The sequence below is a fragment of the Vibrio mexicanus genome, from assembly GCF_001012815.1.
In the GTDB taxonomy this organism is placed as follows: Bacteria; Pseudomonadota; Gammaproteobacteria; order Enterobacterales; family Vibrionaceae; genus Vibrio; species Vibrio mexicanus.
On the sequence record NZ_JYJP01000029.1, the window covers coordinates 28,322 to 51,967 of the forward strand.

The window sequence follows — 23,646 nt, forward strand, 5'->3', positions numbered from 1 at the left end:
GGCACCCTCTGCACTGTTGTATTACAGCAGTGCAGACACTTCTAACAAGTAATTCACTTGGTGAGTCAGGTTTGGATACTCACTCACTAAGATCTTAAATCGATCATCAATGCTGCCTTCACCTTTTACTGAAGTGAAGGTCTTCACAGCTTCTACTGGAGCATCGAGTAATGACGTTTTGATAACGTTCAAATCAATGTGATTCACTTTCTCTACTTTAGAAAGTGCATCCATGATGCTTGTAATGTTTAGGTTGGTAGATTCGACATTGTTCATGGTGGTTCGCTTGCTAACGATTATGTGCCATTTATAGTTTGGCGCTACTTTACATGCGAACCTGAAAGCGAAGCATGATTTGGGTCAAGGTATCGATTCGATTGATATCGTTTCTGCAGCCATCGAACAATCATATCTTTGTGGTCTGTATTCACTCTGTGCTAATAAATAACTGATTCCAAGTTGTTTCTCTCTATTTCAAGATGTGTCTAAATTGACTAAAATCACAACATAGCTTTCGCCAACAAAAGCACACAATCATATGTGCTCTCTTCACACATCGCTTTTAAGACCTAATAAAACTAAATGACAAAACTACAGTTCTTCCGTCACTACATCAAAATGAACCGCGTCTCTTATCTACTCGCGGTTGTCTTCATCTTTCTGGTCAACTGGCTTCAAGTCGAAATTCCTCGTTATATTCAGTTAGCGATTGATCTGATTGATGATGCAAGCACTGAAGGCCACGCACAGCTTCAAACCTATGTGCTTATGGTCGTATTCATGTCGGTGTCTATGGTGATTGTGCGTATTTGGTCTCGGATTTATGCACTTAATCCGGGCCGAATCACGGAAGCCGACCTTAAAAACACCTTACTGAAAAAATTGAACGAGTTGCCAGGAAGCTTTCACGACCGATTTGCTTCAGGAAAATTAATCTCAATTGTAAACAACGATTTAAATGGTGTCCGTCTACTGTTTGGCGTGGGTTTCCTTCAATTCTTTAATGCGTTACTCGCGCTCTCTTTGACGCCGTTATACATGTGGAGTATTTCTCCAGAACTGACCTTGTACTCTGTTATTCCTATAGCGATTGCGTTTGTCATTTTTCGAGTTGGTTTTAAACGCATGAAGGATCTGCATTTAGAACACATGAGCCGATTGCAAACGCTATCGGCACAGATGATGAACTACTTGTCGGGCATTGATCTCATCAAGAACCAGCAAATGTCACCTTGGGTCCAAACGGAAGTCGAGAAGCTGAATCAATTAATGCTTGAATGCCGAATGAAGATAACTCGTATTCAAGTCTTCTTTATGCCCGTTCTCGATTACGGTAACAATCTGATGAAGATTGTTATTTTGGGTTTAGGCGGCTATATGTTGATGCAGCATGAGCTGAGCTTGGGCGAAATCACTGCATTTCTGACTTACTCCGTTCTGCTAGCTATGCCACTGATGCAACTTGGCCGCATTGCAACCATCTATCAAAGGGGAATGGTTGGAATTCAGAGTGCGCAAACCATATTAAACGCAGAAACCCCCGAGACTGATACTCAACGGCTAGAAACCAGCGAAATTCGTCATTTTAAAGGCAAAGCTTTGTCGGTCAGGAACCTGATTTATCGCTATCCGGGGTCGGAGCGCGTGATCTTAGACCAAGTTAGTTTCGATATTCCCTCTGGCAAAAAGCTAGGCGTATTGGGTAGCGTTGGCGCAGGTAAAACGACTTTGGTGAACTGTATTAACCACCACCAGGAGTTACCGAAAGGGGCGGTTTTCCTGGGCGATACTGACGTAACGACATTGTCACGAAGTGATTTGAGGCGCTATGTAAAAACCATTACTCAAGATCCGTATCTGTTTTCTGCCACGGTTGAAGAGAATATTCGCTTTGGCACACATGATGAGGTAAGTCGTGAGCAAATCGATGAAGTGCTGGCACTCAGCCAACTCGCTGAAGATGTCAGTCGATTTGAGAGAGGCGATCAGACACTAGTGGGTGAGAAGGGTATCATGTTATCGGGTGGTCAAAAGCAAAGGCTTAGTATCGCACGTGCGCTGCTCGAATCGACAGACCTGATCATTCTCGATAACGTACTGTCTGCCGTGGACTATGAAACGGAGCGAAAAATCTTGGAAGGACTTTTCTCTCGATTAGAAAATCAGTCCGTTTTAGTGGTCTCTCACCGTGTAAACGCGCTTGAATATATGGATGAAATTATTGTGCTTCAAGACGGCAAAGTGATTGCTAAAGGCGATCATCACAACTTGCTCATAACCTGTCCTTACTACCTAGAGACATGGAAGCTCCAGCAAAACAAGGAAGAGCAGAACAAAGAAGAAAGCCAAATCGTGATAAATAAAGGGGAGGAAGCATGTTAAAGTCTGTCGATATCGCTTACCTCAAGCACTTCTTCCAGTTTGCTAAAAAGTATCGCAGTACGGCGCTTTTGGGCATCGCAATGCTGCCGCTTTCGGTCATTACCAGCATTTTATTTCCTTGGTTGATCATTCAGATCATCGATGTCCACCTTACCAATTCAGATATGGATGGGTTAATGCTCTATGTGGGCTATCTCATCCTTGTTCTTATCGCCAGTTATATCGTGGATAGCTTATATTCCTACAGCCTACGTAAGACAGGGCAGTATACGATTACTGACATGCGATCAGTGTTGTTTGAACGGGTACTCAAGCTTCCAAGGCGATATTTCGATGATACGCCAACCGGCGTCACATTAAGCCGACTAACCAGTGACTTGGAAACCATTGGCGAAACGTTTGTCACTTCAGTGGTGGGTTTGGTGAAAGATACGCTAAACACCGTCGCTTGATTGCCATGATGATGTACATCGATTGGCAGTTAACCGTAATAGTTATGGTGATTATGCCGCCAGTCATGTATTTAACTGTCTACATTCGCAACCGATTACGAGCGATGCATTTGGTCACGCGTTCGGCACTGGCAAGAGGCATTGGTTATCTGCAGGAGCTGCTTCATGGAATGAAAACCGTTCAGCTTTACCGCGCGGAAGAGCGAGTCGAAAAGCGCTATAAGAGCTATACCGATGAGTTCTTACGTGCTCAGAAAAAGATAAATAAATACGACGCGATTTTATTCTCGGTCATTTCGGGCGTCACTTCGATAACCATCGCATTGCTCATCTGGTATGGTTCTGGCGAAGTCCTTGCAGGCACTTTGACTCTGGGTGTGTTGATTGCATTCATCAATACTTTAGAAAAAGTTTTTGTACCGATTCGTGACTTCACCTCTCAAATTGCATCGATTCAAAGTTCTTTTGCGGCTTTTGACCATATCGAAGAGCTGTTTGTCGAGCCGACTGAAGAGCAAGGTCGTCAGTTACGAGATTCAAAGGAGTTACAAAGCCAGTTATCAGAATTCAAGAGCCTTGAATTTAAGAATGTGAGTTTCCGATATCGTAAAGACACGCCTTATGTGCTCAACAATGTGTCTTTTGTCTTAGAGAAAGGCCATCAAATTGCGTTGGTTGGGTCGACAGGTTCAGGCAAGTCGACAATTCTGCGATTGATTTCGAGAACCTATTTGGATTACGAGGGAAGTATCTTACTCAATGGTATTGAACTGTCAGAAATTTCCATTGCAGATTCAAGTCGACTTTTCTCGTTGATGATGCAAGACGTTCACCTGTTTGAGGCAAGCATTGGATTCAATATAGGGTTAGGCAAAGAGGCAATCTCTCAAGACCAGATCGTCGAGTCAGCTAAGTTTGTGTACGCCAATACCTTTATTGAGCAATTGCCAAACAAATATGACTTCAACATTGATAAAAACGGTAGCAACTTATCGGTTGGCCAAACTCAGTTGATTTCATTTGCTCGCGCGGTCGCACAAGGTGGGCAAGTGATGATGCTCGATGAAGCGACCAGCTCGGTAGACTCTATTACTGAAGACCTTATTCAAAAAGCCATGGCGCGATTGTTTAAAGAAAAGACTGTCATTGCTATAGCGCACCGCTTAAGTACGGTGCGTCACTCGGACCTCATTCTCGTGTTAGAACAGGGAGAGGTGGTTGAGCAGGGCAATCACAAGCAATTGGTCGATCAGAACGGGGTTTACGCTGGCTTATTGAAAGAATCGATTGTCGAAACGGCGGCTTAAGATTCCGCAAATTTAGAATCACTTGCGGGGGCAGTCTTCACAAAGGCTAGCCCCTTTGCATTTGTAAACCAGACAGCAACTGGTCCTCGTTAGCACACTTTTGTTATCTTCAGACGGAATAAGTCCTTGTATCGGTTTTGAAGGAAGATTAAGCGCGTCGAACCAAAGCTGAGCTTGCTCTACTAGGTACTCGTGATTGAGTTCCGGGCGAAAACCCTGCATTTTGATCAGGCAACCCAATACCAGATCCGCAATTAAGTGCTGACTGTTGCCGGGCCTGATTCGAATAAATTGATTCATCTGTTCTAAATAGAAATCAAACAGATCATTGAGTGCTTCACCAGCCATCTTTATCAAATCATTCACTTCACCATGATGGTGGGAAGCGTTTGGAAATGAGTATCCGGCGATATAGGTATCGTGCACCTCTTGAGAAATATCTCTTAAATTTGGAAGAGTCTGCAGACCATAAATTGAGACGAAAGCGACGTAAACAGGCTGCCAAGTGAGCAAGTCCCAAGTTCGCGTCATCCAATAGGCTTTACCTGCTTCAGGTGAAGTTTCAGCAAGTTGTTGATATAAGGCGTGAACTTGCTTGCCGCAATCTTGATAAAGCGTGATTTCTTTTGGTAAAGGCTGGCGAACTTCGCCTTTTAGATACGGTGTAACTTGGGAAGAGAATTCAAAAAGATGATGGTGGAAATCGGCACTCATTAGGATGCGAAGTTTAGCTAGAACAATGTGCTAGAACATTATCGCTAATAGCCATCAAAAGCAATTGATTCTCATTCCCCTTAAGGGGTTAGTCAACTTGTGCTTCACTTTTTAAACTGATTGGCTACCAAACAGTAAATCAATAGTTCGAGTAAGCTAACATCATTTACTGATAGACATGTTTGTTGCAGAATTAAGATAAACAACTCGCAATGAACGTTGTCTGACTATGCTGACTGTGACTGTCAAAGGTTTTGTTTCTACCTCTTTACTTACGCTTCTTTCGTTCTCTTTTATTGCTTCCGCCAGCGCAAACGAGATTAAAAAAAGCACCAGTGGTATTTGTCATGATGTGGCATCACCAAGCTATTCTCGAACGAAGAATTTTACTTCGTACGACTCAATAGGCGCTTGTTTAGACAGTGGTGGAAGGCTACCTAACAACGCTACACGAACAAAAACAGGCGCTCATAGCTTACCTGATACCAGCACTCAGTATGCTCGACATGAATTCGGTCATGGATGGCTGACATTAATGGGGATTGCCGGAACGCTCGCGCCGAAGCCTTAATTGCTCAATCTGTGGCACCTGTTCGCTTTCAGACCGACAAAGAGTGCCGCGTTATTGCAGGGCGTTGGAATTCAACGTTCACGGGTAATACTATTTACGATGCAGCTGATATCGATATCGACCATGTGGTTCCGCTACGATGGGCTTGGTCGCGCGGTGCTAAAACATGGGATAGAGAGAAACGGGTTCAATTTGCTAACGATCAAGCAAATCTATTAGCAGTTGAGGCGAGTCTTAATCGCCAGAAAGGAGCCAAAGGTCTGGATGAGTGGCTACCACCTAAGAACCAATGCCAGTACATATTACGCTTTCTGCGAATTAAAAAGGTTTATGGATTGGAGCTAAGCAGCAAAGAATCCATCGCTTACGAAAAAATTGAAGCAGACTACTGCGGATAAATTAAAGGCGCGATAATTGCGCCTTTACTGTTTCGGTTTTAAAGTAATCTAGGTCCCACAAAATGTTTGGTAACGGCCAAGTCTGAGTGGAGCAGGGTGCTCGTATGCTTCGAGTCCTTCTTTGCGATCAAATGGATGAGTAATGATCGCTAGCAAAGCTTCAAACGGCTGATAATCTCCATCTTCTGCCGCAGCTAATGCTTCCTCTACTTTGTGATTCCGCGGTATGTAAACCGGGTTAACTGCTCTCATTGCTGTCAATGCGGACTGCAGTTCTGCTTGAGAACTGAATAGGGCCTTCCACTTTTCAAACCATGAGCTAAAGTCATCAGAATTTTGGAAAATGGCCAGCAGCGAAGAGTCATCCACAGTAGAGTTTTCAACCACGGCTGTTGCGCAGTCAATCAGATAACTAAAGCATAATGTGTAATCGACTTCTTTAGATTCCATTAGGTGTAACAGCTCAGAGATGATTTCGTCAGTCTCACTGACTTGAAGGCTAGTTAACCCCAGTTTATCGGCCATTCCTTTAGACCAATTACGGTTGTATTGATTCATAAAACCGTGAAGTGTTTTTGTCGCCAATTCTACGCCAACTTCTTGGTCTTCAGAGATCAGAGGAAGGAAAGACTCCGCAAATCGGGCCAAATTCCACTGCCTATGTAAGGCTGATTTTGATACGCATATCGACCTTCAGAATCGATCGAACTAAACACGGTGTCTGGATGGTAAGATTCCATAAAGGCGCAAGGGCCGTAGTCAATGGTTTCTCCAGAAACTGTCGTGTTGTCGGTATTCATCACACCATGGATAAACCCAAGCAGTTGCCATTTGGCTATCAACTGAGCTTGCTTTTCACAAACCAGTTCTAAGAATCGTAAATAAGGATTCTCAGCGTCGAGTGCTTCTGGATAATGGCGTTGAATTGTGTAGTCAGCCAGAAGGCGAATTTCATCGACGTTACCTTTGGCTGCGACATACTGAAAAGTCCCCACACGTATATGGCTAGATGCAATCCGAGTCAATATTGCGCCTGGTGCACGTTCAGTTCGCCAGATTTCTTCACCCGTTGTCACTGCTGCAAGTGCACGGGTTGTTGGAACTCCGAGGGCAAACATTGCTTCAGACACAAGATACTCGCGTAGAACCGGACCAATAGCCGCTTTGCCATCACCGTTTCTTGAAAAGTCAGTGCGGCCAGAACCTTTAAGCTGGATGTCTTTTCTGCTGCCGGTTGTATCGAGAGTTTCACCAAGCAATAAAGCGCGCCCATCACCAAGTTGTGGATTGTAATGACCAAACTGATGCCCTGCGTACGCTTGAGCGAGTGGGGCAGAGCCCTCTAATTCAAGTTGGCCAGAAAACACTTGAGCTAGCTCATCATCGGTCGTGCCCGAAAGAGTAATATTGAGGGATTGTGCAAGAGGATAATTAAACTTAACCAGCTCAGGGTTGGGTACCGGCGCAGCAATTGGTGAGAAATGAAGTCAGGTAACTGTTTGGCGTAGCTATTATCGAATTCGATATGGATCGTCTTCGATGTTACCGTGTTTGCTTCGTCTGGGTTAACTTGCCCCTGAGTATCTTGGTCTGACACGATGTTCCCTTAAAATAAATAGTCCGATGGTATTAACATAGTTGGTGTTTGATTCAACAGAACAGTTTTTAAGCGCTGATCCACTCAAAAATTTAAGGCCTGTTGAAAAAGAATCTCAACAGCTTAGGGTGTCAGTTATTGCAGTAAAAGAAAATACCGTTTTTAATGTGGGATTGTGGCGTGTGCGCAGCCAGATCTATCGTTCGACTCCAGCTTCATCCTCTTCAACAATGTCGGTTTCCATTGCCGATTGTTTTAACCACATTCGTATCGCATTACTTTGAAGCACTTTGTTCTGGTAAGCCTTAGCTCTTTTTGACAGTTCGATACCGTAGGTTTCAAAACGCAGAGCAACTGGGGCAAACATGGCATCAGCGATTGACCACTCGCCAAACAGCCATTGCTCTGGATACGCTTCTTGCTGCTGTGACCAAATTTGATCAATACGAGCAATGTCATTTTTCGCTTGGTCACTTAGTTCAACAAAGCGCTTTGCTCGGCAGTTCATTGGCATTTCGTTTCTTAGCGCCATAAAGCCAGAGTGCATTTCGGAAGATAGCGCCCTTGCAAGAGCTTTATCTTTCTTGTTACTTGGCCAAGCGCTACCTGATAGGTATTCGTCGTTGATGTATTCAAGAATGGCCAATGAATCCCATATCGCAATGTCGTCATCAACAAGCGTTGGAACTTTCTTGGTAGGGTTGACTGATTCGAGAGTCTGGTAAAATTCTGGGGTGAAGAGCTTGAGTTTAACCACCTCAAAAGGAAGTTTGTTTTGTTCAAAGATGACCCAAGCGCGTAGTGACCAAGTCGAGTAATTTTGATTTCCTATATATAACTTCATGATTTTTCTCCCTTTGCTTTAATATGAATTTATAGGATTAAACCAAGCGCGACTAACGGATAATTTTGATAGTATCTATGGAATACAGCGATGGATCGCCAAAAAGGTAGTATCAATGGAAATAGAATCTCTCAAAGCCTTTTTAGCATTCGTGGAAACCGGAAGTTTCACGCGAGCAGCTAAACATATCAATCGAACACAGTCTGCATTCAGCTCTCAAATGAAGAAGCTAGAAGAGGAGTTAAATGTACGACTTTTTGAAAAAGAGGGCAGAAATCTCGTACTAAGTGAAGCAGGTTTAGCGCTTCAATCCCATGCAGAGCAACTTGTTACGGCGCATAACTTAGCGGTTTCCCAAATCAAACGTTATCAAGATAAACGTGCATTCCGCCTTGGGTGTCCGGAGGATTACAACAGTAATGTGCTTGCTAGGGTTGTTAGCGAGCTTCAAAAGTATCAGCCGACTTGCTCAATTCAAATTTACAGCCAGCCGAGCACAGTTTTGAGAGGCTGGATTGATGAAGGAAAGTTAGATGCGGCGATCGTCACGCGAGCGGCTGAAAGTGATGAAGGGATCTGGCTAGCGAGTGATAAGGGTGTTTGGGTCAAAAGCAAAAGTTATGAAGTTAAGGACGACGACCCTCTGCCAATTGCTCTGTATCACGCAGATTGTAAGTACCACAGTGCCGCCTTAAATGGATTGAGCAAAGTGGGTCGTGCCTATCAGTTACTTGCATGCTGTGACAGCTCTTCAGGGTTACGAGCTTTAGTGGAGCAGGGTTTATGTGTGGGCGCAATGGGTGAGTTAAGTGTCAGTAAAGAGTTGACCCCGATGACGGGCATGCCGCCATTACCCGCTGTCGACATTGCGTTGATATCCAGCGGTCATGACCACCCACTGTTAACGGCGATTTCATCAGAGCTTATCAAGTTTGAAGATAAGCCCGTACCGGCCATTAATGAAGAGCTTGAAGTCGTTTAGATAGACATGCAGCGCTAGGATTACAGCTACTTGCTATCAAGCGGTACTTCATCAATGGACCACATATTCAAGGTATGCGTCGTTTTATCACAGTAGCCGAGCAGAATTTGATACTTGGGCTCATAGCTGTCACCCAAATAGGTGCTGCGAATGAGCTCATTGGTTTTAGGTCGACTTGGGTGACAACTCGGCCTTTGAAGTTTTGAAAAACGACAAATTGGTTACTACTGTAAATCAGTTGTTCCTTATAAAACCAAAACTGATCCGTTGTATCATTTAACTGACATTTCAACGGCGTTGAGTCTACACCGTATGCACTAACAGACAATACCCCTAAAGCCGTAGCGATGATTCTCTTTATCATTCCGTGATTCTCTTCTTTTATTCTTCATTATCAATTCTAGAAAACGTTCGTGTTATTGCGACCTGACTGACCTTATACAAGTAAAATCGGCACTAGCGGTATTCATTAATGAACGCCTCAACTGGCATGTCTTTGTGAAACAACCATCCTTGTGCGTAATGGATACCGTGCTCCATTAACCAAGCTTTTTGCTCTTCAGTCTCGACCCCTTCAGCAATGATTTTTACCTTCAGAGAGTGACAAAGTTCGACAATGGCTTTGAGAATGATGAAGTCAACGGTATCTTTATTAATAGCCTGTATATATCTTCTGTCGATCTTGATCTTTTTAATGGGTAGTTCACTTAAGTATGTCAGCCCCGTTTGGCCAGTACCAAAGTCGTCAAGCGAGATGCTGTAGCCTTTGTCCTTTGCGTCAGACATGGCAAGGATCATTTTGTTGATATCCAATTTAGAGAAGCTCCGCTCGGTCACTTCAAACTCAATCTTTATCTGCGTTTGATCTCGATAACTAAGTGTTTCGACAAACGGTATGGTCATCATTGCCGGTGGAATGTTGGCTGAAATGAAAAAACTATCACGGATTGTTGTTTTGCTTGGCAACTCTTCAATCATTGCCATACATAGCTGGTTAAACTCAGCGACTTGACCAGAGTGCTCTGCAAATGGGATAAACTCATCTGGACGGCGAAATATGGAATCATTGCGGTACCAACGAATTAAAGCCTCTGCACCAATCCAATGGCCGTCGCGCATATCAACGATAGGTTGAAGGTGGTACTTGAACTCTTTTCTTTGGATACCCCACCAGATTTGAGTGAGCATGGAAGAACGCTTGCTACTTAGGGTTAAAACGGCAAGTACACAGCTAAAGAAAACCATAGTGATAAAAGATAGTGGACTGACTCTACACAGCAGCAGTTGCTTGAGTGAAGGATAACTCAATACAGCAACATTATCGGGATCCGTTGTTTGTGCAACCATCGTAGATTCCGTTAGCTTGGCCTTACTGTTTGACGGATTCGCCCCAAAGCTAAATAGCTCATTTTGCTGGTAGAAACGCGCAATCTCGTACGGGATAGGGGAGTTTATGCTGTTTAAAGCGCGCACATAGTTTTTAGACACAACCCAAGAGAGGTATATCTCTTTTTCGGGTAATAATGGGTGTTTAGAATGAGCTCGTTGAACCCTAGAATGCTGACTGGTTGCGAAAGAATTTCTGGTGAAAGATGCTCCGCTAAAGGTGAAAGGATGTCATTGCTGCAAATGACATTTCCTTGCTTATCGAAGATATACAGTTTCGCAACGGCCGAAATTGAAAACTCTAAGTCGAGCATTTCGCTCATTTGGTTATGGTCACATACTTGATAGTTAGTAGCGATTGAGTCTAGTTTGCTATTGATATTGGATAGCCATTGATCTTCGTGGTTAAGCTGCTCTTTAAAATGGCGTTGCAACTCGTTGACTTGGTGATTAAGAGTGTAGGCTTCACTTCCGACTAAAAACAGGATAGGACTTACTGAGAAGACCAACGAAACAAAAAGACTGAATAAAATTGAGAAGGTTTTTATACGCATTACCTGAGAGTTACCATTTCATCGACTGCGACTATTACATGGATGACTCAATGCCAGATCCATAACAACCAAAGTTGCATTACTGAATAGATTCAATATATCGAAGGCATCTCTATAAAGAGTGTTGCAATGCATAAAAATGCGTGCCAGTTAACTGTTTAGTTATCTAGCACGGCATTTGCGTATCACTTTCTTGAGGCAGTTACCCAAAGGTATGGAATGCGGTAATATGATTAAATAAAGAATCTATAAAACAGTATCTTATACTGTTCTTTATTGACCTCGTCCATCCACCATCACAAGCAGTGTTTTAGAAATAATCGTCATGTCCATTAAGAACCAGCTCTTCAATGATGAAAGTGAAAGTGCATAACTATGATCGAAACCAACTTTTCTGCGTACATCATCGATACACGTATCGTAACCTTGGTTCACTTGCGCAAGTCCAGTGATCCCAGGCATTACACCATAAGTTCTGTCTGCAAAGTATGGAATCGCATTCTCGAGTTTGCTGTAAAAACTAGGGCGTTCAGGTCGTGGTCCAATTAAGGACATATCGCCACGAATTACATTAAATAGCTGTGGGATTTCATCTAATCGGGTCTTTCTTAAAAATCGGCCGACAGGCGTAATACGCGGATCGTTTTCAGTCGCCCACACCGCACCAGAGCGTGACTCTGCGTCTTCGTACATGGTTCTGAACTTGATGATTTCAAAGAACACCATTTTTTCCGGTGTAGATTTACCGACGCGAAGTTGTTTGTAAAACACTGGACCTTTTGATGTGGTTTTAATCGCAATAGCGATAAAGGGCAGCACTGGCATTAAAATAAGGAGACCAATAGTAGCGCCAAATAGGTCGAACAGACGTTTTGCTGCCCAAATTGAAATTCTAGTGGATTTGTTGGTACTCATATCATGCTCCTTGCACGCGGTTCTTGTTAATTAATTTGCCTGAGTAGAAAGTGAAATACTCAATTACTCTTGATTCATATGTATCATTGCAATCCTAATGCCAATATTAAATAACAATAAAAACAATGAGATACGTTCTTTTTTTGGGTGTTTTTTATACTGGGAATACTTTTGAGAACAACAATGCTTGATTGCAAATAACGAAAAGCCCAATTTAGAGGGGAGGCTAAATCGGGCTTTGAGGTAATAAGTCTTAACAGTAAGGAAAGACTTAGATTTATTTTGCTAGTGATTGATTCGAGTCCATCGACCGGACTCTAGTCCAATGAGATATCTTAGACCTCCTATGAAGTTTGCGTAGTGACCGGATACGATATAGCTCAGAAGCTTAAAGACTTTGTAGTCAAAAATGTGTGGGAAGCTCAGGGTTAATATCGCTGCTGAATAGACTGCTATTTGCGCGCACAAGGCAGCCATAAAGATTGGATGTTCCATTAAGGCAATGGAACAAACCAAACAAGTTATCATTAAGTAAGGGGTAATCAGTCTTAAACCCTTACCAGAGAAAAATGCAAACGCCACGCCTTTGTGTTTCGGCAAAAATAGGTCTGACAACCGAATTGCTTGTTGCATGTTCCCCGCAGAAATTCTTAAACGACGTTTGAAGTCGTTATGCTCGTTAGTCGCCTCCATTTCAAGCGCTACCATGTTGGAATCGTATTTAGCTTTGTACCCTTGCTTAACAATCTCCATTGGGATTACGAAGTCATCATTGATTGTATTTTCTGGTAGCGGCTCAAAGAGGTGCGTTCTGAACAAATATAAAGCGCCATGTGCCCCAAGAGTTGATCCAAGGCTAGCTTCATTTTGCTTTACCTGTGTCTGGTACTTCCAGTATTTGGCCTCACCTAGACTTAGAGATTCTAGCAAACGGTAAGATCCGGTAACCACACCTGTTTTTGAAGATTTAAAATGCTGTTCAGCGACCAGTAGAGCATCGATCGAAACAAGAGCGGACACATCACTTAAAGCGGTAATGTCGCTATCAATCGTTAAAATTTGCTCATTAATCAGTGCAAGTTTGCCTCGATTTTCTTCGAATGCGCGTACCTCAATAAATGTGTCAGCGCACAGGGCTTCTTGAATTGTGTCCTGAGCTATTTCAACAGTGTGGTCCGTACATCCATCGCATGCAATGATAACTTTTAGCCGATCTCTAGGATAATCAAGAGAAGCTATGTTGCGAATCTTATCCGCAATCCAACGTTCTTCGTTATAGGCTGGGATAAGAAGCGTAATAGTTGGTCGCGCACGATCGGCTTTGTTGGTGCGATAGCCACGAAGTGTCTCTTTAACACATTTGAGCGGATGCCTTGTTGAATACCATTTTAAGAAAATCGGGTAGCCAACATGGTGGTAGACAATCAGTGCTGCACTCAAAAGACATGCAAATATAAGAATCCAATCAATCATGCGACTTCTCCCATTGTTAATTCACGATAAGCTCTGACCATGCCACGTACATCATTGTTTTGGAGAACAAAGCGGCGAGGGGAGTCAAGGGTGTCATTATCGACTTGCTTCGCGATAGCAGCGGCGAGGTCTACATAGTTTTCACTATCAACGAGCAGTGATGTTAACGGACAAAGGGTTTCGGATGAGGCGCCGACATCAGTAGCGACAGTTACAATGTCACAAGACTGGGCTTCCAATGTTGATAGAGGGAAACCTTCGCAACGGGACGGCATACAAAATACGTCTAGTGATTGATAGAACTTTGGCATGCTGTCCACATGACCAAGAAATGTGACTCGATTTTCCAGTTTGTGCTCTTTGACCAATGCATTGAGTTGATCAAACTGACTACCACTACCAGCAATAGCGAGATGCACATTGTCAGAGAGAAGCGTCATCGCTTCTATTGCGACGTCGTGACCTTTCACCGTCTCTAATCGACCTGCGCATCCAACAACTTTTTTATCTAGAGGCAACTTCAATAGTTGTCTTGCTAAAGCCTTGGAAGCAGGGCTAAACTTATCGCAATCGATGCCATTTTTAATTGTAATGGTGTTGCTATAACGAAAGTGGTTCTTCAGGGTTTCATGTACGCCATTTGCGTCTGCGACTAGCGTTGGTTTAGCAAAGGAGAGAGCCAATGATTGTAGCCAGCGTCTTTTACGGTTATTTAAATGCCAAGCGTCGTGTTCGGTATGAATACGATGAGGCACGTTAGATAATCGAGCGGCCGCCCCTGCATACAATAAGGGCCCTATGTGATGCGTATGAACCACGTCGGCTTTTAACTTAGAAAATACCTGAGCGAGGTCTTTAAATAGCGTCAGTTGTATACCGGGCTTTTTTTCCATAAACAAAATTTGGCTTCGTACAGTCTCAAGTTTTGGCCAGTTTGCTATCGCGGATTCTTTTTCCCCTTCGAGACTAATGATAGCGACGTTGTCTCGAGGGTCTGAAAACGCAAGGAAATCGAGAGCAAGGCTTTCTAATCCACCCGGCGCTAGGTGCTGCACTACGTGAATAATGTTCCGGCCTTCATTGTGATTAAAAGTACTGCTTTCAAAGTTAGTCTCGATATTCATACGTATGCCCTCACGTTTCAACTGTTACTTTTAGGGTAAAGCACGAGGCATGCCAATAATTTTTCAGTATTAAATTACTGTAATTTCAAGGTTTTTCTCAATGAGAATAAAGGCTTAGAATATTGATTCTCAGAATGAAAATCGAATTAGTCAAAGTGATTGGAATGGCTCTCAATCTGATGACTAATTCGAATGAGTAGGTGGGACTTTAGGGATAACGGTAATGACTGGCGCCTTAGTTATTGCTTCCAATTGGTCAACGCGTCTAATCGAGGTATCAAATAATTCAGTTAAGGTTGCCATACCAATACCTAAACCGATTCCCGCGAACAGGCCTGCAATAATAAAGACTGCGATGGGTAAATTTGACGGCGTGCTTGGCGTGTAGGGAAGGTCGATGATCTTAACGCGCTTGTTTTGCTCAAATTGACCCAATGAGCCCGTCAACTGAGCCATTTCATAACGTTCGATTAGCTCATCATAAAGTTGGCGTTTAATTTGAACGTCACGCTGCAAGCGAAACATCTCTTTGGCGCGGCTACCAAAACTGCTCGACTTTTCTTCGAGTTCGGCCACCATCGCGCGTAGACTTTTCGTCTCTTCGTTGAGTGATTCAAAACGGCTGCGCACAGACTGAAGGCTTTGCAATTGAGCCACAAGTAAAGGTTGAATATCGCTGACATCAGACAAAGTGTTACTGCTTGCGATATCCCACAGCTGATCGGTATTCAAATCAGGTTGTTCGGCTGTGAGTAGCGCTGTTCTTTCACTTTCAAGCCTCGATAGCTCACGCTGCTTTGCTTGAACTGAGCTGTGATTGTCTGTATATCGGGAACGAAGCAGCGTTAGTGCGCTGCGGATTTCAATGATTTGATCTTCAATACGGCCAACGACAGGGTTTGTTTTGGAAAGCTGTTGATCAAGGCTACCTAGACTTTTCTTAACGCCAGCAAGTTCGGCTTCTTTTTCAGCCAAACTTTTGCTTTAAAGACGCTAAACGGGATAGGCTTTGGCTTTGCATTTCAGGGGTGACTTCTGAAAACTCATTGCTGTATTCCGCTAGTGCGGATTCTGCTTGATCTAACTCAGCACGTCTTTTATCGATATGGAAAGATAAGAATTCGCTTGAGTCCTGAATAGAAGACCGTTCTGGTGCCAATAACTGCTCAATAAAATGATTACTCACAGATTCAAGTAGAGATTTCATGCCTTCGGGGTAACGGGCAGTAAGTTCGATCTTTAAAAAGTCTTTGCCAGCTTGAGAGACACTAAGCCGAGAAGAAATATCGCGAATAACCCTTTCAGCTTCTACAGGGGGCATGTCTTCGGTGATGAGCCTTCTTCTAATGCAACCGATCTCAATACATGACGACTTTTAAGCAAGGTTCGAATTGCATTGAGACGGTCTTTCAGCATGGTCGAAACGGCAATATCTTCAAGAAACGGGTTCATTTTTGCGGTTTCTTGAATCAACATACTGGTATGTGAATGGTAGGTGGTGGGCGCGAGTTTACCAATTGCAAAGCCTACTATGGGCAGAATCAGTATAGGCACCACCACTATGTATCGTCTGCGCCACGCGGCAGACAATATAACAATCAAGCGAAACTTTAACTCATTCATAAAAGCTCCATTCACAATAGCTCTAGTAGCCAACTTACGAACTCACTGCGCGAGTCCCAACTGTGATTGTCCAATATTCCTTTCTCAAGTATAGGTTGGTTTAGAGCGACTGGAAGCATATCAATCATTTGCTGTGCGTTTTCAACGCAATTAACGTGTTGGTTGAAGCCATTTAGTGCAGGGAAAGGTGTCGTAATGATGGGCGTTCTTGCTGCTATATATTCCATTAGCTTTAACGGACTGCAAGCTTGAATTTGCTCATTAGGAGTGAATGGCAATAAGCTGACGTCCCAATGCTGGCTATAGGATGGTAGCGTGTGGTGAGGTCTTGGACCTAATACATAGACATTGGGTAGCTGTGGCAATGCACACTTGTCCAATTCGTTAGGGCCAATGAAGACAAAGTTCCAATCACTGCGCTCAAGACAAACTTTTTCAAGCATATCGTAGTCTAGCCAATTCGATAAACTGCCATAGAATCCGGCGGTTGGTTTGCCATTGTTGGGTAAATCGTGGGCGCGTTTAACTGGTTCAGAGAAAAGTTTTACATCAACACCGTGAGGCAGAAGTTGAGTTTTACAAGCTGGGAACTTACCTCTGATTTTCTCGCTTGCGGCTAAGATAAGATTGGCTTTATCCATTAACTTACGTTCGTGGACGCCAACTACTTTATGATCAACGCCAGCAAGTGATTCAAAATCGTCTCCACAGTAATACACAACGGCTGATTCATCCAAATGACCACAAAGATCGGCGGCGGTTGGCAGAGAGCTCCATAGAATAGGAGAGCGAATGTTATTTGATTCGAGCACCGGTTTTAACTGACGTAACATCATTTCTTTTGCAATGTGTCGTGCAAATCGAGACGCTGGTGCTGGAATCGTTTTAAGATTCACTTCAATCAAGTTGTTGTTTTGCTTAGGCGCTGCAGGGGCATAGCCGGCTTTGGTTTTACCAAAGAGTTTGTTGATAACCCGTTGAGAGTCATGCCAATTAAGTTTTGGCTGGCGAAGTCCAATGGAGTTAACCCAAACTACTTTTCGCGTTTTTGAGATACGAGTAATCAAATGCTGGGTGCTTGACGGCAAGCCACCAAAATCTTCACCGAATACGATTAAATCACGCATGATGACCTCCTTCAGCTACTTCATTTTGGTCTTGTTGCTGATTGATTTGGCTGACCACTATAGCAGGGTTACCAGCCGCCACAACGAAAGGGGGCAGGCTTTTGGTCACAACGCTACCAGCCGCCACAACGGTTCCTTCGCCGATAGTGACACCCGATTTCACCGTGACATTGGTTCCGAGCCAAACATCTTTGCGCAAGATGATATCGCCAACTTGGTTTTCATCATCACCCTCACCGTTTGCTCTGCGTTTAGCATCAAGTGGGTGGCCTGAATATCCGAATATAAAAGCCCGACCTGCGATACGAACATTGTCTTCAATGATGACTTGGTTACCGACGGCGATGGTGGTCTGCCAACCGATGTCGACGTTGGACCCAACCGATAATGTTGGGTTGGCCGCCTGGACTCGACCGCTGAATGTCGTGCTTCCTGATATTCGACAGTCGTTGCCAATGCTAATCGTCAATGGCCCCGAAACATGGGGAATGCCCCGTAGAGGTATAGTCTTTTACCAACGTGGGATGCTCGTCCTTTAAATGTTGGAGTCGTAAGGAAAATCCGAATAAATGAATCGACAACCGAAGATAGCGCTCGATAGCCGGTGTACATGCATTTGTTTAGTAACTTGGGAGTCACAATTTCAAACTGACGAATACGCTTCAAAATGAGAAACATTTTGCGAAAACTAGGGCTTGGATGATATTGAAGCCAATGCTTAAACTGATGGATTTGTGTGGCTATCATGGCATACCTCGTGACGTAATCTTTGGTTGTTTAACCTAATTACTTCAACCTTTGTGCCATAAAATAAATTCAATAAAATTAGAGGTTTACTGATTAAGGTTCAGTTTGAGAACGGGCATTTTCATTTTGAGAATGATTTTGCTCAACAAAATTAACGGCGACGGTGAGTGCTGCAAGTATGTAAATAGGCCAGTTAAAGCCTTGTGTCAGAAACGTGCCAGAGACTATGGTCCCTATTAGCCCCGCATAAACGGCGTTTGCACATGCGTTGAGGCTTGGCGAATACATCAATGGGTTTTGGTCTATCCGTTTTATGGTGCCACGAGCAGTTTTAATAAGAGAAGTGATGGTGATGATGAACACTATCAAACCAACGAAGCCTGTTTCAGCTAAGACACCAAACCATGTACTGTGGACCGCATGATTCAAACCATCCCAATGTTGGCTGTAGAAGAAATAGTTAGCGTAGAAATTGTTTAAACCAACGCCTGTGATTGGATTATCTACCGCCATGTAAAACGCCGCTTCCCATGCATAAAGTCTCCCCATAGCGGAAGCATCGATGCCTTCTTCAGCCGCGCCACCTGATGCTCGGTCGGAAATTCCTGCCATTGCGAATAACGCCAAGGCTCCAATAACACCTAAGGTAATCAAAAGCGCTTTTGATCGAATCAGTTTAATCGCAAAAATACCAAACACGGCCAGCGATCCTAGCAGACCACCGCGGCTTTGGGTCGCAATCACGGCGGCCATGAGAACGGCGATGGCGATAGCGCCCAGTATTCGAATGAAAATGTTCATGCGTAGAGTAGTCGTTAATCCAATGGCAAACGCAAGCGGGAACATCAAAACGAGAGAGAGATCGTTAGGGTCGCCTAACATTGAGCCTAGGTCGCGACCAATTGTTACACGAGTTCCCTCTACTAAACCAATCCCATTCGCTTGGTTTGAAAGCGCAACGCTACCTATTAATATCCCGCTGAGCACGATGAGGACAGCGATTCTTCCGAGGTTTTTGTCGGTATTAACCAACCATGCAATGGCAAGGGTCATTACGATTATTTTCCAATAAATCCCTTTAAACAGATTGATTGCCAATCCTTTGTTTGAAGCAAAGACGATACCCAAGATAACTAGCCCCCAAAAAACCGCCATCCAGGTTAATGAGTGATGCCAGTAAACTTTAATAGTGCGGCTAATCAACGTATGCCAAAGCAGCGCTGATAACGCGCCCATTGAAAGAAGGAGTGGAATTTTAAGTGAATACAGAACAGGGAAGGCTTCATGGATTCTGAAAAAAGAAAAAAGTACAAATAGTGTCACCAGCCAAAATGTCTGACTTAACACGAACAGAGCACCGAGAGGAAGAAATGCGAGCACGATAGGCACCGCTGGGTGGGGAACAACAAACCAAGCAAGTGCGACAAGCGCAGTCATAGCGGTCGCTGCAACTATTACTTGGGGCTTGTTGTCTGCAATCATAGCTAGCCTTTCGTTTGAGCTCTTGGCGTAAGTTTAAGAATTTTTAATTTTAGGCTGAATCGGTTAATGCTCTGTGCAATATCACGGATCTTAAAGGGCACTAATGAAAGCATAGAAGAAATAACGATGATTAAAATGGTTGCACTGAAACCCAACATGACAAGACCTAACAGTGAATTAAGGTGAAGACTTAAACCAAGCGCAGCCAAGGGAATCAATACAACTAAGCATAACGATTTAACCTGATACGGCAGGCGGGTACGTTTTTGACTGTAGTAATACACCAAAAGAAGCTTGGTTAGTTGTGCAAGCATTAACGCGCCCACGATACCAACAATGCCATGGGGTAATAATACGTAACACAGCGCGAGTCCACCGAACGTGCATGCAAGGTTGATGTTAAAGATTGTGCGAGTTTGCTTGCTGTTGAGTAGACCGATGTTTACCAGTTCTGTCAGCTCTTTAAAGAGCACTAATGGGATGGTTAGTGTTAGCAGCGTGGCTGCGCCAGCATAAACATCAGGTAGCGCTAATTGGATAAAGATTTGTCCACCAATACCAACAGCAACTCCCAGCAGACTGATGTAGACCATCCCATATTGTGTCACTTTCGAAGCGGCGATTGGCCCTTGCGTATTTAGCGTATTGAAGCGTTTTGGCATCCACCACATACCAAAGGGCTGGACTAAAATGCACATTGCTAGCGCGAACTTAGCGGCAATAGCGTATAACCCGAGTGTTTCGAGAGACGTCGCATAAGCGATGATCCAACGCTCAGCTCCACTTAGCCCGAAAGCGACGAGTGCAGACAACATAAGAGGGACAGAATATTTGACGTATTGGCCCAGTTGACTCGGCTTAGGTAGAACAAATGAAAACTGATTCACAAAGTGAAGAACGAGAAACTGACAGAAAGACACCACCACACCAGCTGCGAAGATGAGCGTAACACTAGGCTGATGCAACACGATAACGACGACAAACATAACTTGAAGTAGGGCGCTGACAACGCTGAGTTTAAAAAAAGTAGAAGCCTTATCCTGCATTCGAATCCATGCCAAGCTGATGGCTAAAGCGCTTTCAAAACACAAGACGACAGCAACTAGCAGTAACTGATAGTGATTAAGACCTACAGAAGATGCGTCGATACTCTTTACTATGAGAATCAGTGCTAGAGTCAAAATCAAAGAGGTAAACAAGCAAGCATAATAAAGTTCGCTCGCTTTTCGATGTTTGTCGTTTCTATTGGTGACAATGCCAACGAAGCGATAAAGACTTTCGTGCATCGCCAACCCAACCAAAAGGCTGAAGAATGCAGTGGTGGTTGCGAGCAGTTCGAGCTGTCCCAGTTGTGTGGGCGTTAAATATCGTGCAATGAAAGGGAGCATAATCAATGACAAGCCTTTCACTAAAAACAGGCTGATCCCGTATGTGAGCATGCTCTTGAATGGTTTAAGCTTTTGCAGGTTCATAACTGAGCCTCGCCTTTAGATGCTTCCACACAATCAGATTCACAACTTGGTTGGCAAAGTGTGCATGCTATCTCGTCATAGGCCGCATGCGCTTGATAGTCTTGCGCTACAACTTGAGCCGCCTTGCCAACTTGCTTGATTAGGGTGATATCGCTCGTCGCGTACAAAAGTGCATTGGTTAAAGAGTTAACGTCACAAGCATCATATTTAATACAGTTCACATTATGTTCGAGCACTTGATCCCAGTAAGCGTTATCACGAGGAATGACAACGCACATGCCTGCCGCCATGGCTTCTAGAATCGATAGGCCAAATGGCTCATTGTGACTGGTCGAAACGAAAACGTTAGCGCTTTGACGAATCTCATTGAGATTGTCTGGCATCTCGTGCCAAGAAAAATGTTCAACCTGTTGGGGCGCTTCCGATACAGGTAATGCCTTGTTTTTAGGGCGAATGAAACAAACTTGAGTGTGATAGTCGACCATGTGGCTGATCGAGCGTGACACTTCAACCAACAAATCTAAACCTTTCCATCTTAGTAGTGATGCACACCAAAACACCGAAGGTTTGTCATACTGACACTGACTTGGCCATTGCTCTGAAGGTAGGCCATTCACGAACGTTTTGTAGTGAGCGCCATGCAGATAAGCATCGATCTTTTCTCGAACGATAGACGCTTCAGAAGAGGAAAGAAAAAACGTTGCTAACGCTTTTTCGATCGATGGCTTGGCTGAACCTAAGTAGAAAACGTGATTGGCTTTCGTTAAACAGTAACCAATCGATCTAGACGCGCCAACGGGGCCATGGATCAGTTGAATTATCGAAGCGTTCACAAGGGTATTCAGAACATAGAGTGGCATGTCCATTCCTGGGCCAGAAGAACCGAGCATTTGATCAATCCTAGGAAGTTTGAGCCAATAGAATGCCAACACGACAGTCATGAAAAGTTGGTGCAACCAAAAGCCAATACCATGATGACATTTCGCCAAAAATGCTATGGTTGGTACTCCGTAAACCGAGACGTTCTCTTGTTTAGCGAACTGGCTGTTGAGCCAATATTCTTTATTGGCTGTGACAACTGAAAAACGGTTATTTTGGCACTTCTTTAAACGAAGCATTTCTTGTGTGGCAATCTTTGAACCGCCAACGAAGTTGATGGAATCGAAGATTAAACAGTGTGATAAGCGCTGACGTTGACTCATGACTAACCTCCAATAGTAATTCGACTAGTAACGAAGGTTTTTATCGGGCTCAAGGTACGCCACAGCGATGGGCTACGAGTTTGCCTCGCCATCAATTGTCTTAGGTAGATGGCTTCGATGTTGCGCGTATTGTGTGCGATAGTGTGATTCGCAAGAACGTGTGAGCGAGCGTTGAGCGCAAGTTCCAGAGAAGAGTTAGGATTACTTCGCACTGCTCTCATACACTTAACCAAATCTTTAATACCTGAGTTTGCATAAAGCAGGGCATTCTTCTGGTGAGTGACGATCTCTTTAATGCCACCTTCATCCGGTGCGACAATAGGTAACTCTGCTAATGCGGCTTCTGCAATCACTAACCCAAAGGCTTCTTGTCTTGCACCACTGACGAATGCATCACAGCCTTTCAACCAACCAAATACATTCGGCTGCTCTCCCACAAAATGAACGTGCTTTTCGAGTCGATAATATTCGGCTGTGTTCTCTAATCGTTGGCGCAGCGGGCCATCGCCAATAACGACAAGGTGTGTGTTAGGGTACTCGAGAGTAATATAGCGAAGTGCAGAGATTATTCTGTCTATTCCTTTACGGCTGATGAGAGATCCGACTGTCGCAAATAGATAGGCATCGTCATCAAGCTCTAGCATGCCTTTAACGTTTTGCTCTGTTTGACTCTCTAAGCGCGATACATCAATACCGTTATGCACCACACTTAACTGCTCAGAGGGGTAACCGTCTTTACGTAGATTGTGGGTGACAGCGTCACTCACTGCAATAATATGAGGTGAGCGATGTAGACACAGTGTTAAACGTTCACGGGCTGGATAATCCGAGTGAACTTGAGTGACCAACTCAACACCTTCAAGGCTTGCTGCTAAGCACATCCACTGACAGGGTGCCGCACTATTAACGTGGATAAGATCGATGTTGGCATCGCGTATATAGCGACGCGCAACGTTCACAAGAGCGCGCCAAGAAACAAGGTCAAATTTCGGTCCACGTTCTCCTAGAAGCAAAGGAAATGCTGACAGTTCGCTATGAACGTGAAGTTTTGCCATTTCGTTATGAAGAGGCTCACAGTTGGTCCATAGGAATGGAGTAAACCGCGCTCTGTCGATGTGCTTAATCAGATCGATGATGCAACGCTCGCTACCACGAATCCAATCAGAGCCATAATGCACATAAAGGATGTTTTTTTGCTTACTCATAGCTGCGCTCTCCATATCAGTTTGTTTAGAGAGTGCAATCACGGTGCCAAAATCTATCTTATTGATTTTATTGAGTTGTATTAATAGGG

Annotated in this window: 16 protein-coding genes and 5 pseudogenes; 4 read left to right on the plus strand and 17 right to left on the minus strand. The window is 43.9% G+C overall.

Features of this window, described 5'->3' with window-relative positions; translation table 11 throughout:
• Positions 1-21 precede the first annotated feature (21 nt).
• On the minus strand, positions 22-276 hold the full coding sequence (locus tag UA76_RS05695) for a hypothetical protein (RefSeq protein WP_047043909.1): 255 nt from the start codon (positions 274-276) through the stop codon (positions 22-24).
• Between the two features lie 306 nt (positions 277-582).
• On the opposite strand from UA76_RS05695, the gene UA76_RS05700 reads away from it, so the two are divergent.
• Together UA76_RS05700 and UA76_RS05705 are read left to right on the plus strand one after the other, a co-directional pair.
• A complete protein-coding gene (locus tag UA76_RS05700) occupies positions 583-2,382 on the plus strand; it encodes an ABC transporter ATP-binding protein (RefSeq protein WP_047043911.1) in 1,800 nt (599 codons plus the stop codon).
• Positions 2,376-4,141: pseudogene (locus UA76_RS05705) on the plus strand (ABC transporter ATP-binding protein). The gene UA76_RS05700 and the pseudogene UA76_RS05705 overlap by 7 nt, the downstream one beginning before the upstream one ends.
• Before the next feature lie 18 nt (positions 4,142-4,159).
• On the opposite strand, the gene UA76_RS05710 reads toward UA76_RS05705, so the two are convergent.
• Complete coding sequence (locus UA76_RS05710) at positions 4,160-4,855, minus strand: siderophore ferric iron reductase (protein WP_047043912.1); 696 nt, start codon at positions 4,853-4,855, stop codon at positions 4,160-4,162.
• A 522-nt stretch (positions 4,856-5,377) separates the two neighbouring features.
• Here UA76_RS05710 and UA76_RS24005 point away from each other — a divergent pair.
• Positions 5,378-5,824, plus strand: a complete 447-nt coding sequence (locus UA76_RS24005; RefSeq protein WP_202906909.1) for an HNH endonuclease family protein — start codon at positions 5,378-5,380, stop codon at positions 5,822-5,824.
• Between the two features lie 48 nt (positions 5,825-5,872).
• On the opposite strand, the pseudogene UA76_RS05720 reads toward UA76_RS24005, so the two are convergent.
• Together UA76_RS05720 and UA76_RS05725 are read right to left on the minus strand one after the other, a co-directional pair.
• Positions 5,873-7,296: pseudogene (locus UA76_RS05720) on the minus strand (protein adenylyltransferase SelO).
• A 321-nt stretch (positions 7,297-7,617) separates the two neighbouring features.
• Positions 7,618-8,265, minus strand: coding sequence for a glutathione S-transferase family protein (locus UA76_RS05725; RefSeq protein WP_047043914.1), 648 nt, complete (start codon positions 8,263-8,265; stop codon positions 7,618-7,620).
• A gap of 115 nt (positions 8,266-8,380) precedes the next feature.
• Here UA76_RS05725 and UA76_RS05730 point away from each other — a divergent pair, with 115 nt between their 5' ends.
• Positions 8,381-9,247 (plus strand): LysR family transcriptional regulator, encoded by an 867-nt coding sequence (locus UA76_RS05730; protein WP_047043916.1) that lies wholly within the window; start codon positions 8,381-8,383, stop codon positions 9,245-9,247.
• A 26-nt stretch (positions 9,248-9,273) separates the two neighbouring features.
• Here the strand turns inward: UA76_RS05730 and UA76_RS24470 are convergent.
• From UA76_RS24470 to UA76_RS05795, 13 genes and pseudogenes are all read right to left on the minus strand, one after another.
• A pseudogene (locus tag UA76_RS24470) lies at positions 9,274-9,611 on the minus strand (hypothetical protein).
• Positions 9,612-9,703: 92 nt separating this feature from the next.
• Positions 9,704-10,594 carry an EAL domain-containing protein gene (locus UA76_RS05740; protein ID WP_157617578.1) on the minus strand — a complete coding sequence of 297 codons (891 nt, stop codon included), beginning with the start codon at positions 10,592-10,594 and terminating at the stop codon, positions 9,704-9,706.
• A 113-nt stretch (positions 10,595-10,707) separates the two neighbouring features.
• The gene (locus tag UA76_RS05745; RefSeq protein ID WP_047043919.1) at positions 10,708-11,187 is read right to left on the minus strand and encodes a hypothetical protein; all 480 of its coding nucleotides are present in this window, start codon (positions 11,185-11,187) and stop codon (positions 10,708-10,710) included.
• 273 nt (positions 11,188-11,460) lie between these two features.
• Entirely contained in the window at positions 11,461-12,102 is a 642-nt protein-coding gene (locus tag UA76_RS05750) for a sugar transferase (protein ID WP_047043921.1), read from the minus strand.
• Between the two features lie 285 nt (positions 12,103-12,387).
• Complete coding sequence (locus tag UA76_RS05755; RefSeq protein WP_047043923.1) at positions 12,388-13,575, minus strand: glycosyltransferase family 2 protein; 1,188 nt, start codon at positions 13,573-13,575, stop codon at positions 12,388-12,390.
• On the minus strand, positions 13,572-14,699 hold the full coding sequence (locus tag UA76_RS05760; protein WP_047043925.1) for a glycosyltransferase: 1,128 nt from the start codon (positions 14,697-14,699) through the stop codon (positions 13,572-13,574). The genes UA76_RS05755 and UA76_RS05760 overlap by 4 nt, the downstream gene beginning before the upstream one ends.
• Before the next feature lie 183 nt (positions 14,700-14,882).
• Positions 14,883-16,322: pseudogene (locus UA76_RS05765) on the minus strand (GumC family protein).
• Between the two features lie 11 nt (positions 16,323-16,333).
• Positions 16,334-17,449: a glycosyltransferase gene (locus UA76_RS05770; RefSeq protein WP_047043927.1), complete on the minus strand. Its 1,116-nt coding sequence runs from the start codon at positions 17,447-17,449 to the stop codon at positions 16,334-16,336.
• Positions 17,442-18,196 (minus strand): annotated as a pseudogene (locus UA76_RS05775) (acyltransferase). Before UA76_RS05775 ends, UA76_RS05770 begins: the two are co-directional and overlap by 8 nt.
• Before the next feature lie 93 nt (positions 18,197-18,289).
• Positions 18,290-19,678, minus strand: coding sequence for an O-antigen ligase family protein (locus UA76_RS05780; RefSeq protein WP_047043929.1), 1,389 nt, complete (start codon positions 19,676-19,678; stop codon positions 18,290-18,292).
• A 2-nt stretch (positions 19,679-19,680) separates the two neighbouring features.
• Positions 19,681-21,150 (minus strand): lipopolysaccharide biosynthesis protein, encoded by a 1,470-nt coding sequence (locus UA76_RS05785; RefSeq protein WP_047043931.1) that lies wholly within the window; start codon positions 21,148-21,150, stop codon positions 19,681-19,683.
• Positions 21,147-22,352 carry a glycosyltransferase family 4 protein gene (locus tag UA76_RS05790; protein WP_047043933.1) on the minus strand — a complete coding sequence of 402 codons (1,206 nt, stop codon included), beginning with the start codon at positions 22,350-22,352 and terminating at the stop codon, positions 21,147-21,149. The genes UA76_RS05785 and UA76_RS05790 overlap by 4 nt, the downstream gene beginning before the upstream one ends.
• Before the next feature lie 2 nt (positions 22,353-22,354).
• Positions 22,355-23,557: a glycosyltransferase gene (locus UA76_RS05795; RefSeq protein ID WP_047043935.1), complete on the minus strand. Its 1,203-nt coding sequence runs from the start codon at positions 23,555-23,557 to the stop codon at positions 22,355-22,357.
• Between the last annotated feature and the right edge of the window lie 89 nt (positions 23,558-23,646).

Coding starts and splice junctions, on each gene's coding strand:
- UA76_RS05770 (WP_047043927.1), bottom strand. CDS start 17,449: ATGCGTGATTTAATCGTATTCGGTGAAGATTTTGGTGGCTTGCCGTCA.
- UA76_RS05710 (WP_047043912.1), bottom strand. CDS start 4,855: ATGAGTGCCGATTTCCACCATCATCTTTTTGAATTCTCTTCCCAAGTT.
- UA76_RS24005 (WP_202906909.1), top strand. CDS start 5,378: ATGGCTGACATTAATGGGGATTGCCGGAACGCTCGCGCCGAAGCCTTA.
- UA76_RS05730 (WP_047043916.1), top strand. CDS start 8,381: ATGGAAATAGAATCTCTCAAAGCCTTTTTAGCATTCGTGGAAACCGGA.
- UA76_RS05795 (WP_047043935.1), bottom strand. CDS start 23,557: ATGAGTAAGCAAAAAAACATCCTTTATGTGCATTATGGCTCTGATTGG.
- UA76_RS05750 (WP_047043921.1), bottom strand. CDS start 12,102: ATGAGTACCAACAAATCCACTAGAATTTCAATTTGGGCAGCAAAACGT.
- UA76_RS05745 (WP_047043919.1), bottom strand. CDS start 11,187: ATGCGTATAAAAACCTTCTCAATTTTATTCAGTCTTTTTGTTTCGTTG.
- UA76_RS05700 (WP_047043911.1), top strand. CDS start 583: ATGACAAAACTACAGTTCTTCCGTCACTACATCAAAATGAACCGCGTC.
- UA76_RS05780 (WP_047043929.1), bottom strand. CDS start 19,678: ATGATTGCAGACAACAAGCCCCAAGTAATAGTTGCAGCGACCGCTATG.
- UA76_RS05785 (WP_047043931.1), bottom strand. CDS start 21,150: ATGAACCTGCAAAAGCTTAAACCATTCAAGAGCATGCTCACATACGGG.
- UA76_RS05755 (WP_047043923.1), bottom strand. CDS start 13,575: ATGATTGATTGGATTCTTATATTTGCATGTCTTTTGAGTGCAGCACTG.
- UA76_RS05790 (WP_047043933.1), bottom strand. CDS start 22,352: ATGAGTCAACGTCAGCGCTTATCACACTGTTTAATCTTCGATTCCATC.
- UA76_RS05740 (WP_157617578.1), bottom strand. CDS start 10,594: ATGGTTGCACAAACAACGGATCCCGATAATGTTGCTGTATTGAGTTAT.
- UA76_RS05695 (WP_047043909.1), bottom strand. CDS start 276: ATGAACAATGTCGAATCTACCAACCTAAACATTACAAGCATCATGGAT.
- UA76_RS05760 (WP_047043925.1), bottom strand. CDS start 14,699: ATGAATATCGAGACTAACTTTGAAAGCAGTACTTTTAATCACAATGAA.
- UA76_RS05725 (WP_047043914.1), bottom strand. CDS start 8,265: ATGAAGTTATATATAGGAAATCAAAATTACTCGACTTGGTCACTACGC.